The sequence below is a fragment of the Streptomyces sp. NBC_01089 genome (assembly GCF_045162975.1).
GTDB lineage: Bacteria > Actinomycetota > Actinomycetes > Streptomycetales > Streptomycetaceae > Streptomyces.
The window spans coordinates 5,302,501-5,317,052 of the sequence record NZ_CP108660.1 but is presented as its reverse complement, the minus strand read 5'-3'; the positions used below and the strand labels follow the sequence as shown (position 1 = coordinate 5,317,052).

At 67.3% G+C, this 14,552-nt stretch carries 9 protein-coding genes and 2 rRNA genes (1 of these 11 running past the window's edge); 2 read left to right on the top strand and 9 right to left on the bottom strand.

Annotated elements, in window-relative coordinates; all coding sequences use genetic code 11:
- The first annotated feature begins 58 nt into the window (after nucleotides 1–58).
- Nucleotides 59–1,243: a winged helix-turn-helix domain-containing protein gene (locus OG510_RS23905; RefSeq protein ID WP_406139434.1), complete on the top strand. Its 1,185-nt coding sequence runs from the start codon at nucleotides 59–61 to the stop codon at nucleotides 1,241–1,243.
- An 81-nt stretch (nucleotides 1,244–1,324) separates the two neighbouring features.
- Here OG510_RS23905 and OG510_RS23900 read toward each other — a convergent pair whose 3' ends face one another.
- The 7 genes from OG510_RS23900 to mtnA form a co-directional block, all read right to left on the bottom strand.
- Entirely contained in the window at nucleotides 1,325–2,071 is a 747-nt protein-coding gene (locus tag OG510_RS23900; protein ID WP_406139433.1) for a response regulator, read from the bottom strand.
- 195 nt (nucleotides 2,072–2,266) lie between these two features.
- Nucleotides 2,267–2,956, bottom strand: coding sequence for a ribosome hibernation-promoting factor, HPF/YfiA family (gene hpf, locus OG510_RS23895; RefSeq protein WP_164264553.1), 690 nt, complete (start codon nucleotides 2,954–2,956; stop codon nucleotides 2,267–2,269).
- A 349-nt stretch (nucleotides 2,957–3,305) separates the two neighbouring features.
- Nucleotides 3,306–4,028 carry a ComF family protein gene (locus tag OG510_RS23890; protein WP_406139431.1) on the bottom strand — a complete coding sequence of 241 codons (723 nt, stop codon included), beginning with the start codon at nucleotides 4,026–4,028 and terminating at the stop codon, nucleotides 3,306–3,308.
- 146 nt (nucleotides 4,029–4,174) lie between these two features.
- Nucleotides 4,175–6,031, bottom strand: a complete 1,857-nt coding sequence (locus OG510_RS23885) for an LpqB family beta-propeller domain-containing protein (RefSeq protein WP_406142514.1) — start codon at nucleotides 6,029–6,031, stop codon at nucleotides 4,175–4,177.
- A gap of 85 nt (nucleotides 6,032–6,116) precedes the next feature.
- Nucleotides 6,117–8,231: an MtrAB system histidine kinase MtrB gene (mtrB, locus tag OG510_RS23880; protein ID WP_406139429.1), complete on the bottom strand. Its 2,115-nt coding sequence runs from the start codon at nucleotides 8,229–8,231 to the stop codon at nucleotides 6,117–6,119.
- Between the two features lies 1 nt (nucleotide 8,232).
- Nucleotides 8,233–8,910 (bottom strand): two-component system response regulator MtrA, encoded by a 678-nt coding sequence (gene mtrA, locus OG510_RS23875; protein WP_005486885.1) that lies wholly within the window; start codon nucleotides 8,908–8,910, stop codon nucleotides 8,233–8,235.
- A gap of 15 nt (nucleotides 8,911–8,925) precedes the next feature.
- A complete protein-coding gene (gene mtnA / locus OG510_RS23870; RefSeq protein ID WP_406139427.1) occupies nucleotides 8,926–10,044 on the bottom strand; it encodes an S-methyl-5-thioribose-1-phosphate isomerase in 1,119 nt (372 codons plus the stop codon).
- Nucleotides 10,045–10,237: 193 nt separating this feature from the next.
- Between mtnA and OG510_RS23865 the strand changes: the two genes are divergently transcribed.
- Nucleotides 10,238–11,509, top strand: coding sequence for a hypothetical protein (locus OG510_RS23865; RefSeq protein ID WP_406139426.1), 1,272 nt, complete (start codon nucleotides 10,238–10,240; stop codon nucleotides 11,507–11,509).
- A gap of 176 nt (nucleotides 11,510–11,685) precedes the next feature.
- On the opposite strand, the gene rrf is transcribed toward OG510_RS23865, so the two are convergent.
- Both rrf and OG510_RS23855 read right to left on the bottom strand, forming a co-directional pair.
- Nucleotides 11,686–11,802: ribosomal RNA gene (gene rrf, locus OG510_RS23860) — 5S ribosomal RNA — on the bottom strand.
- 78 nt (nucleotides 11,803–11,880) lie between these two features.
- Nucleotides 11,881–14,552, bottom strand: a 23S ribosomal RNA gene (locus OG510_RS23855); it runs 452 nt beyond the window's last position.

The following is a 14,552-nucleotide window of genomic DNA, read 5'->3' as shown; positions in this document are numbered from 1 at the left end:
CCGGCCCCGTTCACCGGCCCGTGCCCCGTTGTCAGTGGTGCCCCCTATCGTTCGGGACATGACTCCTGTGCCGTCCCCGACCGTCGAACTCTCCGCCGACGAGGCCCGCCGGACAGCGCTGCGCGCCCAGGGTTTCCTGGGCGCGCCCGACCGCCGGGGCGGGGTGCGCGGGGTGCTGCGGCATCTGGGCGCGGTGCAGCTGGACACCATCTCCGTGCTGGCGCGCTCGCACGAGCTCATCCCGTACGCGAGGCTGGGCGCCGTCGGCCGCCGGACGGTCGACGAGGCGTACTGGTCGGGGGGCCGCTCCTTCGAGTACTGGTCGCATGCCGCCTGCATCCTGCCCATCGAGGAGTGGCCGCACTTCGCCTTCCGCCGCCGCGCCTACCGCGACCGCCCGCACTGGAATCACGATCTGCCCGAGTCGGCGTACGAGACCGTGATCAAGCAGTTGCGCGCGGAGGGCCCGCTGACGGCCACCGAACTGGGCGGCGCGAAGAACGGCGGCGAGTGGTGGGACTGGTCGGCATCGAAGGTCGCCGTCGAGCGGGCACTGATGTACGGAGAGGTGGTGTGCACCGAGCGGCGCGGCTGGAAGCGGGTGTACGACCTGGCCGAGCGCGCGATCCCCGGCCCCCTGCTCCATGACGAGCTGAACGACCGGGAGTGTGTCCGGCGGCTGGTCGCGCTGGCGGGAAAGTCCCTGGGGGTCGGGACCCGTACGGACATCGCGGACTACCACCGCCTCAAGGCCGAGCAGTTCGACGCGGTCGTCGCCGATTCGGGCCTGGTCCCCGTCAGGGTCGAGGGCTGGTCCAAACCGGCCTGGGCCGACCCGGACGCCCTGTCGTCCCCGCTCCGCGGCCGCCACCGTACGACGCTGCTCTCACCGTTCGACTCCCTCGTCTGGGAGCGCGCCCGTACGGAGCGGATCTTCGGCTTCACACACCGGCTGGAGGCGTACGTCCCCAAGCCCAGGCGGATCCACGGCTACTTCGCGATGCCCCTGCTCGCGGGCGGAAAGCTGGTGGGCCGGGTCGACCCCGCGCGGGAGGGCAGCACCCTGGTGGCCAGGCAGGTCTCCCTGGACAACCGGAAGGCGGTGCGGCCGATGGCCGAGGCACTGGCCGAAGCGGCGGCCTGGGTGGGGTGCACGGACGTGCGGGTGGAGCGGATCAACGACGCGGAGCTGCGGGCCCCGCTGACAGCGGCCCTGACAGACGCACTCGACACGGCCCGGTAACGAGCCCCGGGGGGGGGGAGGGTCCGGGGCGGAAGCGGAGGCGGGTCCGGGGCGCGACCGGGTCCGGCCCGGCGCCCGCCCTCAGCGGATTTCGAGGATCTTCTCGCGCATCGCGTAGACCACGGCCTCCATCCTGGAGTGCAGCTGCAGCTTCTCCAGGATGTTGCGGACGTGGTTCTTCACGGTGTTCTCGGAGATGAACAACTCCTTGGCGATGTCCCGGTTGTTCATCCCGGTGGCCACCAGTTTCAGAACCTCCAGCTCCCGTTCGGTCAGCCGCGGGGCCGGTACGAGCCGGCGCTCGTCGGTGCGCTGGATCATCGACTTGAACTCGGTGAGCAGCTTCGACGCCATGGAGGGGCTGATCTGGGACTGCCCGTCGGCCACCGCCCTGATCGCCGTCGCCACCTCGTCGGTCGAGATCTCCTTCAGCAGATAACCGGTGGCCCCGGCCTTGATCGCGTCGTAGAGGTCGGCCTCCTCGTCGCTGATCGTCAGCATGATGATCTTCGCGCTGGGTGCCACCTCCTTGATGGAGGTGCACGCCTCGATGCCGCCGCGCTTGGGCATCCGTACATCCATCAGCACGATGTCGGGCAGCAGATCGGCGGCCTTGTCCACCGCTTCCGCGCCGTCGCCCGCCTCACCGACGACCTGGATGTCCTCCTCGGCCGCGAGAACGATCTCCAGGCCACGCCGGAAGAGCGCGTGGTCGTCCACCACCAGGACCCTGATCGGCTCCTTGCACGAAGCCCCGCCATGGTCAGCCCCGCCATGGTCCATGGGGTCCTCGTCCCGGTCGTGCGCGGGACCGAAGCGGTCCGCCATCGTTCCTCCCCCTGAAGCATGGGCCCGAAGTTCATGTACGACGTCAACCGCAGCTCACAGAAGCCCGATTGGCGCGTGCCGCCATGATTTCATGCCGGGACGACGGAACGGTGATCCCCAACCCCGATCCCCACCGCACGGCGGCGCCCCCGGTGCACATACGTACGTCCAGGGGCACCGCAACGGTTCATGAAGTCATCCGCCGAGCGCACCGCCGGCGCCGGCCGCCTCCATGTCGGCGAGCGGGTCGGTCGTCAGGTGAATGACACCGTAGTCGTAGGCGTGCCGCCGGTAGACGACACTGGGTTCCTTTGTCTCCGCGTCGACGAACAGATAGAAGTCGTGCCCCACCAGTTCCATCTCGTAGAGCGCCTGGTCGAGCGACATCGCTGCTGCCACATGGGTCTTCTCGCGTACCACCAGCGGTCCATCGCCCTGGATCTCCAGCGAGCCGATCCTGGTGGTCGGGATGGTCTGGGTCGCCACATCGGCGGTGAACTCGCCGTTGCCGTTGACCTGCGCCGTCTCCGGCACTGCGTCCACGACTTCGGCTGCCGAAATGCGCCCCGCACCACGCCTGTTGTGGCGCTTCTCGTTCTGCTTCCGCAGCCGCGCCTCCAACTTGCCGGTGGCCAGATCCAGCGCTGCGTACGGGTCGCCTGCCGCTGCCTCCGCCCGGATCACCGGGCCTCGGGAGTGCAGCGTGATTTCCACACGGTCCGAACGGTCGGCCTGCCTCGGATTGGGCTCCTTGGACACCTCGACGTCCAGGCTGATCACCTTGGCGTCCAGCTTCTGGATCTTCTCAATCTTCAGCTTCTCGGCGACGTGCTTGCGGAACCGCTCGGGTACTTCGGTCTTGCGGCCCTTGACGACGATGTCCACGCAGAACTCCGTTCCCGGATCGCTCCGCTCAGTGGCGGAGCAGCTCCCTCTTGCACCAGACCCCGGTGAGCACCGGAGTCTCGGACTTGGTGGCTTTCACCTCCTCCTCCCCCGTCGGGAAGATCCCCACCCGCACCAGCCTCCGGCCTCGCAAGTCTCCGGCATTCCACGGAACCTGCAGAAACCGGAAAGTGCCATGCACGTCCGTGTATTCAAGTGAGCCACAGCTTTCGCCATTCCTCACAACCGAACATAGCTCGCCGGGACGGGTATCGGCACCCGCTACTCACGCGTACCCCCGTTCAGGTGGTTTTTCTCCCTCACTACCTGCAACGATGGAACTTAGCTGTCAGTTCCGGTTTATTCCGAAAGACAACGGTGGTGCGGCGACGACCGCAGCCACCGGTTCCGCAGGTCCGGGGAATTCCCGGCCTGCCACTGCCCGTACCGCACGAGCCGCTTCCACCAGTGATGCTCCGGTCGTCATGAGATCGTCCACCAACACCACCCTGCCCCCGTCCAGCAGCCCTACGCCCCCCGGTATCACTTCGAGTGCGCCCGACAGATTCGCCAACCGCTGCGGGGCGTCCAGGCCCGCCTGATCGGCCACCGCACGCCGCTGTCTGAGCGCCCCCACCGCGCGTGCGGGCGTCCCGCCCCTGCGCAGCTCCGCCGAGGCCACGCGGGCGATCCTGCGCCCCGCGTCATGCCCCCTGGCCCGCACCGCACCACGCGACGAGGGCACCGGGACCAGCAGCAGCGGCCCCTCGCCCGCGCTCCGCCGCGCCGCGGCCAGCACCGCCGCCGCCAGCGCACGGCCGAGCGCCCCCGCCAGCCCCAGAGCGCCCCTCTCCTTGTGCGCGAGCAGCACCGCCCGCACCGCGTCCTCGTACACCGCGGCACCCCACACCACCGGGAGCCCGGGCGGCTCCGGGTCCGGTCTCGCCCTGCGCACCGGACCGCCGCACAGGGCATCGGCGCATTCCGCGCAGAGCGCCGTACGCAATCTGCCGCAGCCTCCGCATGCGCTCGGCAGCACCACTTCCGAGATTTCCCGCCACCACCCCCGCATGACTTCACTCTGCCAAGCGGGAGATCTTCCTGCCACCCCTGTGGATAACCGGGGACGGAACGGGCCGGCCCCGCCCGATGACGTCCGCCCCTACGCCTGCCCGTACAGCCGCAGAGGAGACGTGGAAGCCGCCCAGGGACAGCCCGCTATCCGGGATAGACCGGCGACTTTCCTTCCTCCACCACCGTTTTCCAATTCGCCCGCGGCGGCAGACGCACAATTCCGTCCTCGTCCGAGAGCGCCATGAGCGGCAGCCTGTCGTCGTCCGAAGCGGCGACGGCGGTGATCCGGTTGGCGCCCGGCAGCGGGTTCACCCCGGAGACCGACCCGTCCGCCTGCATATAGCGCACCTGCTGGACCCCTCCGGCCTCCTTGCCGACCACCACGAGACGGCTGCGGCCCGCCCAGGACACCGCCGTCACATCGGCCATCTGCGGTGCGGCCGGGCGCAGTTCGTCCACGGCCGTGACCGTCGGGTGGTCGGCGTTGCCCTGCCGGACCACCCGGCCCACCTTCAGCGTCGTATGCCCGTCCTTCGTCAGCAGCAGCGCGATCCGCACCCCGTCGGACGACATCCGCAGCCCCGCGACGCGCGCACCGTCCAGACCGAGCACCGGGATCTGCTGCGGCTCGCCCGAACCGCCCGCGAACCGCAGCAGCTGCGGATTCGCCGGGTTGCGGTCAGCCACCCAGAGGTCGCCGCAACCGTCCCAACTCGGGGCGGACAGACGGTCCTTCTCCTGCTTGGCATGGCTGGTGTACAGCTTCTCGGCCGCTCCGCCGCCGGAGACGATCGAGGCCGTCGTCAGCGTGGCGCTGTCCTTCGAGACGCCCGCCGCACGGCGTTCGTCGCGCGACACCGCGACCGTGCTCAGCGGTTTGGCGCCCGCGCCGAGCGGCCCGTCGACCGGCTTGGGATCCGCCTTCCCCGACGTGTCGTCGCCGATGGCCCGCATCCGTACGAGCCGGCCCTTGGCATCGACGAAGTACTCACCGGCCGGACTGCCCGACGTCTGATCGGGGGCGTACTCCTGCGACTGGTCCGCGCCGAGCACGCACAACTGTGCGCCGTCCGTACGCTCCAGCTCCACCTGCTCGACCCGCATGGACGTCACATCCCGCAGGGTGAAGAGGAGTTGGGCCGCCATCTGCCGGCACTGGCCCTGACTCACGCCCGACGCCTTCTCGTTGAGCGGCACCTTCAGGCCGTTCCGGTCGTCGAGCGTCAGCGTCCTGACGCCCTTCTTGAGCGCCGTCCCGGCCGGGAAGCGCGAAGCCACCACCGGGCCGAGCCAGTTGGTCGGCCCGTCCAGCACCGACGCGACCGTCTGCGTCAGCGGATCCATCCGCGTCTCGGGGTCGATGCCCTGGCGCAGATAGACCGGGTCGGCGACGAGCCAGTTCCGGCCGGAGGGACCGTCGGGCGCCCCGGACGCACCTGACGTGCCGTCGGAAGTACCGGACGGCCCGGACGCACCGGTCGCCCCCGGCACCCCGGACGCCGGCACGGAAGCGAAGTAGTACTTGTTGACCGAGTGATAGTTGCGCTGGAAGTCGGAGAGGCTGAGCAGCAGACCGGCCGGCAGATCGTCGATGCGCCACTCCCTGCCGTTCTGGTGCACGAGGTGGATGGAGTTGCGGTACGTGCCCTTGTCGGGCTGATACGCGTGCTGCTTGTCGACCACGGCCACTTCCGTGCCGCTCAGTTCGAAGGTGGACGAAACCTGCGGCGCATCACGGTCGTTGGCCGGATTCGCCCGGCGGGTGGGGCCGTCGGCGAGCACCGTGGTCCGCGCGCCCGGATCCCACGTGCGCGACGCCGCCTTCGTCAGATACTTCCTGGCCGTGGCGAACTGCAGATCGTCACTGGTCATCGCCTCCAGGAAGCCGTCCACGATCTCGGCGGGCGCGGCCCCCTCGCGCGGCGGCACCGCGTACACCTTGACCTGCGAGTCACTGCGCTGCGAAGGGTCGACGGCCTCGATGTCACCGGTGTTGGGCATCGAAGCGCAGCCGGCCAGCAGCAGGCCGCCGCAGCCCAGCCACGCGTACGCCCGCAGCCCCCGTGTGCTGCGGCTGCCCCCACGATCATCGCCCACGGGCGGTGTCCTCCCGGTCCGGGTCCGAAGCCTGATCCGAAGCTTGCAGTGCGGAGCCGGCCCGCCCCGCGGATTCGGCCGATTCCGCGGAACCAGCCGGCCCCGCGGAATCGGCCTGCCCCCCACAGTCACCGGCCCTGGCGACCACCCGCGCGCCACTCCCCGGCAGCGCCGTCGGATCGGCCGGTATCGCACGCGGCAGCGGCGGGAGCGGCGAGCGGTCCGCGCCCGACTGGGCGGGCACCGCGATCAGCCGCCCCGCATCGGCCTGCGTCATGGAGCGGGCGCGCCGCGAGTCGTCGGGCTCCAGCGGGATCGGGGAGCCGCGCAGCGGTTCGTCCGCCGTACGCGGCAGGGTCAGCCTGAACTGTGAACCGCCGCCCGGCTCGCCCCACGCCTGGAGCCAGCCCCCGTGCAGCCGCGCGTCCTCGACGGCGATGGAGAGCCCGAGCCCGGTACCACCGGTCGTACGGGCCCGCGCCGGGTCGGCCCGCCAGAAACGGCTGAAGACCCGGGTCGCCTCACCGGGCTTCAGCCCCACGCCGTAGTCACGCACGACGATCGCGACGGCGCCCCCCGCGACACCGAACCTGACCACCACATCGTTGCCCTCGCCGTGCTCCACCGCGTTGACGACGAGATTGCGCAGCACCCGCTCGATCCGGCGCGCGTCGACCTCGGCGACCACCGGCTGCTCGTCACCGACCACCCTGATCCGGCTGCCCTTGCGCTCCGCGAGCGGATCGGCGCCGGATATCACCCGGCGCACGGTCTCCCGCAGATCGATCGGCTCGGCCTCCAGCGCGGCGGCGCCCGCGTCGAACCGGCTGATCTCCAGCAGATCCGCGAGCAGCGACTCGAAGCGGTCGAGCTGGTCGCCGAGCAGTTCGGCGGAGCGCGCGGTCACCGGATCGAAGTCGCTGCGCGCGTCATGGATGACGTCGGCGGCCATCCGTACGGTCGTCAACGGGGTACGCAGCTCGTGCGACACATCGGAGACGAAGCGGCGCTGCATCCGGGAGAGGTCCTCCAGCTGCTGGATCTTCGACTGGAGGCTCTGCGCCATCTTGTTGAAGGCTTCACCGAGCCGGGCGATGTCGTCCTCACCGGTGACCTTCATCCGCTCCTGGAGGCGCCCCGCCGAGAGCCGTTCGGCGATCCCGGCGGCCATCCGTACGGGCGTGACCACCTGCCGCACCAGGAACCAGGCGATCGCCCCGAGCAGCACCACCACGAACAGGCCCGCGGTGGCCAGGGTCCGCTTGACCAGGCTGAGGGTCTTCTCCTCCTGCGAGAGCGGGAAGAGGTAGTAGAGCTGGTACGGCTTGTGGTCGATGTCCTCGAGGCGCTGTCCCACGACCAGACCGGGCTCGGCCGCCCGCCCGTCCGCGTACTTGATGTCCGTGTACGTCTTGTACGGCGCCGTCCCCTGGTCGACGCTCCTGCGCAGCTTCTCGGAGACGCTGTCGGGGCTCACCTGGCCGGACGTACGCTCCCCGCCGTTGCCCGCGCCCGTCTCCTCGGAGGCCGGGGCGAGCGTCACCACGCTGTAAGCGCCCTGACCGCCACTGGCGAGCTGGGCAACGAGGTCGGTACGCCACTGGCGGGAATTGCTGGCAGCCCCGGTGTCGGCGGAGTCGCTGTCGGACACCGTCGTCGCGTTGGCCTTGTCCTTGGCGACGGTGAAACCGCCGGCCGCCTGACTGACCGCGGCCTTCTCCTTGGCGTCCAGCAGACCGTTGCGCACCTGGCCGATGACCACGAACCCGAGCACCAGGACCACGGCAAGCGACATCAGAAGCGTGCCGGCGACCACCCTGAGCTGGATGTTCCGCCGCCAGAGACGCGCAGCGGGCAGCAGCGGACGGCGCACCCAGCGCGCGAAGAGCCGCAGCACGGGACCGCCGGGCGCCCCGTCCTGGAGCAGCCGGCCACCCCGCAGAAAACGGTCGCCGAACCGGCGCAGCGCCGGCCGCCGCGCGGAGCCCCCGCCGGTGGAACCGGCAGCGGCGGTGAACCGGGACGCGTTCACCGCGGGTCCGGCAGGCCGCCCCGGCCGTACTCCCGGCTCACCGGGCGCCGGAGCGGCGCTGCTCCGAGCCATGTCAGCTCGGTCCTGCCTTGTATCCGACACCGCGGACGGTCACCACGATCTCCGGCCGCTCGGGGTCCTTCTCGACCTTCGAGCGCAGCCGCTGAACGTGCACATTGACCAGCCGGGTGTCCGCGGCGTGCCGGTACCCCCACACCTGCTCGAGCAGCACCTCACGGGTGAACACCTGCCAGGGCTTACGGGCCAGCGCGACCAGCAGATCGAACTCCAGCGGGGTGAGAGCGATCGACTGCCCCTCCCGCTTCACGGAGTGACCTGCCACATCGATGACCAGATCACCGATCGCCAGCTGTTCCGGCGCGGGCTCCTCCGACCTCCTCAGCCTCGCCCTGATACGGGCGACGAGCTCCTTGGGCTTGAACGGCTTGACGATGTAGTCGTCGGCCCCTGATTCGAGCCCCACCACCACATCGACGGTGTCGCTCTTCGCCGTGAGCATCACGATCGGCACACCTGACTCGGCCCTGATCAGCCTGCAGACCTCGATGCCGTCCCGTCCGGGCAGCATGAGATCGAGCAGCACCAGGTCCGGCTTGGCCTCACGGAATGCAGCCAGTGCCTTGTCGCCGTCCGCTACAAATGACGGCTCAAAACCTTCACCACGCAGCACAATGCCGAGCATCTCGGCCAGTGCGGTGTCGTCATCGACGACAAGGACGCGTCCCTTCATACCGACATCATCCCATTAGCTAATCGTTACCTGGCGTGACCTGTCACACAATGCGGTGAGTGCGTCCCTGGTGACAGGAGATACGGACCCCGATTCCGTGACGACGGCCGTCACGAGCTCGGGGGGTGTGACATCGAACGCGGGGTTGTACGCCTGCGTCCCCAGCGGCGCCACCGACACCCCGCCGAACTCCATGACTTCCGCGCCCGCCCGCTGCTCCACCTCGATGGACGCACCGTCCGGCGTGGACAGATCGACCGTGGTCGTCGGAGCGACGACGATGAACGGCACATGGTGGTACTTGGCCAGCACGGCCAGCGGATAGCTGCCCACCTTGTTCGCCACCGAGCCGTCCGCCGCGATCCGGTCGGCGCCGATCAGCACGGCGTCCACCTCACCCGCCGCGAAGAGCGAACCGGCGGCGTTGTCGGTGAGCAGTGTGTACGCCATCCCGTTCCGGGCCGCCTCGTACGCCGTCAGCCGCGCCCCCTGAAGGAGCGGCCGTGTCTCGTCCACCCACAGACGCCGCAGACTGCCCGCACGATGCGCCGCCAGAGCCACGGCGAAAGCGGTGCCCTCACCGGCCGAGACCAGAGCCCCGGTGTTGCAGTGTGTCAGAATCCGGTGCCCGCCGCCCGGCAGCAGCTCATCGAGCAGCTCCAGACCCCGGACCGCCATCTGCCGGCTGGCCTCGACGTCCTCCTGCTCCAGCGCCCTGGCCTCCGCGAGCGCCGCCGACGCCGCGGTACCGGGGTCCGCGCCGCCACTGACAGCCGCCCGGTACGCCGTGGCCACCCGGTGGACCCCGTACCCCAGATTCACCGCGGTGGGCCTCGCACCGGCGAGGAGCGCCGCTGCCTCCTCCACGTCGTATCCCCGTACGGCAGCGAGCGCGATCCCATAGCCCCCTGCGACACCGAGCAGCGGAGCGCCCCGCACAGCGAGCGTCCGGATCGCCCGGACCAGCGCGGGAACATCCGTGCACACCAGCTCGGCCTCCTCGCCGGGCAATCGGGTCTGGTCGAGCAGAACGACAACCGCGCCCTCCGCGCCCTCGGGCGGCTCGTCCCAGCGAAGCGAAGGAAGCATGGACGGCCCCGCGCCCAGCATGGTTTGCGCATCCTGATCAGCCATCCGCACAGTCTGCCCCGTGCGGTACCGACAATTGAAGGCGCAAGGGAGACACACGGGGATACCAGAGGGGATACGCAGGGGAATACAGCAGCTGCTCCCCTCCCCCGGCTCGCATGACACGATGGCTGCCGCCAACCTGCTGCCTCGACGCGCGGACAGGCATGTGGCGGACCAGGCATGTGAAGGAGCAACCATGAACGACTCTCCGGGTTCGGCCTCGCCCGGATCCGCCCCCTCCGACGGCCAGGAGCCGGGCGTCCCCTGGCCCGCCGGACCGCCCGGCCAGGGGGAGGCTGCTCCGGAACCCCCGACGGCTCCGACGCCGCCGAAGTGGTCCAGCAATCAGCCGCCGGCCGCACAGTGGACCGCACCGAACCCGCCCGTACCACCGCAGCAGACGTCCGCCCGGGGCCCGCGCGCCCAGAGCGGCACCAGCGGCGGCCCGCCGAACACCGGCTGGGGCGGACCGCAGCCGGGCGGCTGGAGCAACCAGCAGCCCATCGCGGCCAAACCGGGCGTGATCCCGCTCAGGCCCCTCGGCGTGGGAGAGATCCTTGAGGGCTCGGTATCGACGATGCGCGCCCACTGGCGCACGGCACTCGGCCTCACGATCGGCGTGGCAGCCGCCATCCAGCTCTGCTCGATCCTCGTCCAGCACTATCTGCTTCCCGAGCCGGCCCGGATCGACAGCGGGGCCGACCCCGCCGAGCAGCTGCGCCAGAGCCTGGACTCGCTGCGGGACAGTCTGCTGAGCCTGGGACCGGTGTACGCGATCACCCTGATCGGCACCATCTTCACCACCGCGGTACTGACGATGGTCGTGAGCCGTTCCGTACTGGGCCGCCCGGTGACGCTCGCCGACGCCTGGCGCGAGGCCAAACCCCAGCTCTCCCGGCTGGTAGGCCTGAGCCTGCTGCTGCCTGTCGGCTATGCGGCGGTGATGACGATCGGGCTCCTCCCCGGCCTCCTGGTCGGCGGCTCGGCCGGCGCCGGACTGGCCGCCATCGGCGGGCTCGTCGCGACCGTCGTCGTCATCCGGCTGTGGATCAGCTTCAGCCTGGCCGGCCCGGCGCTGATGCTGGAGCGCCAGGGCATCGCGGCGGCACTGCGCCGCTCCGCGAAGCTGGTCAAGGGCGTCTGGTGGCGCATCCTGGGCATCACGCTGCTGACCCTGGTACTGACCGCCCTGGTATCGGGCCTGATCGATCTGCCGTTCAACGCGGCTGCCACGATCGCCGACGGCAAGGGCATCAGCGACCTGGTCTCCAGCGAGACTCCGGACTTCGGCTGGCCGTACCTGATCGTCAGCGGCATCGGCGCGATGCTCACAACGGCGCTCACGTACCCGTTCACGGCAGGTGTGACGGTCCTTCTCTACGTCGACCAGCGCATCCGCCGCGAAGCACTCGACATCGACCTCGCGCGCTCGGCGGGCGTACCCGGTTACGAGAACACCGGGAACTGATACGGCAGAACGGCGGATGGGCTGCCACGGAGCGATCCGTGGCAGCCCATCCGCATATACACAGGCCGGGGCGCACAGGACTCCGTTCTGCTCCGGCTCTGTTGGTGAACTGCACGTGGACGCAGAAATGCCTCAGCCCCGAACCAGTAAATGGTCCGGGGCTGAGGCTAAAAATTGTTCGGCGGCGTCCTACTCTCCCACAGGGTCCCCCCTGCAGTACCATCGGCGCTGAAAGGCTTAGCTTCCGGGTTCGGAATGTAACCGGGCGTTTCCCTAACGCAATGACCACCGAAACACTATGAAATTAACCAACACCGGATACAACACGGTCGTTCGTTATTTCAGAACTAACACAGTGGACGCGAGCAACTGAGGACAAGCCCTCGGCCTATTAGTACCAGTCAGCTCCACCCGTTACCGGGCTTCCACATCTGGCCTATCAACCCAGTCGTCTACTGGGAGCCTTAACCCCTCAAAGGGGGAGGGAACACTCATCTCGAAGCAGGCTTCCCGCTTAGATGCTTTCAGCGGTTATCCTTTCCGAACGTAGCCAACCAGCCATGCCCTTGGCAGGACAACTGGCACACCAGAGGTTCGTCCGTCCCGGTCCTCTCGTACTAGGGACAGCCCTTCTCAATATTCCTACGCGCGCAGAGGATAGGGACCGAACTGTCTCACGACGTTCTAAACCCAGCTCGCGTACCGCTTTAATGGGCGAACAGCCCAACCCTTGGGACCGACTCCAGCCCCAGGATGCGACGAGCCGACATCGAGGTGCCAAACCATCCCGTCGATATGGACTCTTGGGGAAGATCAGCCTGTTATCCCCGGGGTACCTTTTATCCGTTGAGCGACAGCGCTTCCACAAGCCACTGCCGGATCACTAGTCCCGACTTTCGTCCCTGCTCGACCCGTCGGTCTCACAGTCAAGCTCCCTTGTGCACTTACACTCAACACCTGATTGCCAACCAGGCTGAGGGAACCTTTGGGCGCCTCCGTTACTCTTTAGGAGGCAACCGCCCCAGTTAAACTACCCATCAGACACTGTCCCTGATCCGGATCACGGACCGAGGTTAGACATCCAGCACGACCAGAGTGGTATTTCAACGACGACTCCACAACCACTGGCGTGGCCGCTTCACAGTCTCCCACCTATCCTACACAAGCCGAACCGAACACCAATATCAAACTGTAGTAAAGGTCCCGGGGTCTTTCCGTCCTTCTGCGCGAAACGAGCATCTTTACTCGTAGTGCAATTTCACCGGGCCTATGGTTGAGACAGTCGAGAAGTCGTTACGCCATTCGTGCAGGTCGGAACTTACCCGACAAGGAATTTCGCTACCTTAGGATGGTTATAGTTACCACCGCCGTTTACTGGCGCTTAAGTTCTCAGCTTCGCCACACCGAAATGTGACTAACCGGTCCCCTTAACGTTCCAGCACCGGGCAGGCGTCAGTCCGTATACATCGCCTTACGGCTTCGCACGGACCTGTGTTTTTAGTAAACAGTCGCTTCTCGCTGGTCTCTGCGGCCACCCCCAGCTCACACCGTAAAGATGATCACCAGGAATGGCCCCCCTTCTCCCGAAGTTACGGGGGCATTTTGCCGAGTTCCTTAACCATAGTTCACCCGAACGCCTCGGTATTCTCTACCTGACCACCTGAGTCGGTTTAGGGTACGGGCCGCCATGAAACTCGCTAGAGGCTTTTCTCGACAGCATAGGATCATCCACTTCACCACAATCGGCTCGGCATCAGGTCTCACCCACATGTCATCCGGATTTACCTGGACAACGGGCTACACCCTTACCCCGGGACAACCACCGCCCGGGCTGGACTACCTTCCTGCGTCACCCCATCGCTTACCTACTACCACCTTGGTTCAGCGGCTCCACCACTCCCCTTTCCCCGAAGGGTCCAGGACGGCTTCACGGCCTTAGCATTAATGGGCTCAGTACTGGGCGTTTCAAAGCGGGTACCGGAATATCAACCGGTTGTCCATCGACTACGCCTGTCGGCCTCGCCTTAGGTCCCGACTTACCCTGGGCAGATCAGCTTGACCCAGGAACCCTTAGTCAATCGGCGCACACGTTTCTCACGTGTGTATCGCTACTCATGCCTGCATTCTCACTCGTGAACCGTCCACAACTCGCTTCCGCGGCTGCTTCACCCGGCACACGACGCTCCCCTACCCATCCATACAGGCGTTAGCCCTATGTGTATGAATGACACGACTTCGGCGGTACGCTTGAGCCCCGCTACATTGTCGGCGCGGAATCACTTGACCAGTGAGCTATTACGCACTCTTTCAAGGATGGCTGCTTCTAAGCCAACCTCCTGGTTGTCTCTGCGACTCCACATCCTTTTCCACTTAGCGTACGCTTAGGGGCCTTAGTCGATGCTCTGGGCTGTTTCCCTCTCGACCATGGAGCTTATCCCCCACAGTCTCACTGCCGCGCTCTCACTTACCGGCATTCGGAGTTTGGCTAAGGTCAGTAACCCGGTAGGGCCCATCGCCTATCCAGTGCTCTACCTCCGGCAAGAAACACACGACGCTGCACCTAAATGCATTTCGGGGAGAACCAGCTATCACGGAGTTTGATTGGCCTTTCACCCCTAACCACAGGTCATCCCCCAGGTTTTCAACCCTGGTGGGTTCGGTCCTCCACGACCTCTTACAGCCGCTTCAACCTGCCCATGGCTAGATCACTCCGCTTCGGGTCTAGAGCGTGCAACTCAAACGCCCTATTAGGACTCGCTTTCGCTACGGCTTCCCCACACGGGTTAACCTCGCTACACACCGCTAACTCGCAGGCTCATTCTTCAAAAGGCACGCAGTCACGACCCACATTCCGAAGAACATGAGCGACGCTCCCACGGCTTGTAGGCACACGGTTTCAGGTACTATTTCACTCCGCTCCCGCGGTACTTTTCACCATTCCCTCACGGTACTATCCGCTATCGGTCACCAGGGAATATTTAGGCTTAGCGGGTGGTCCCGCCAGATTCACACGGGATTTCTCGGGCCCCGTGCTACTTGGGAA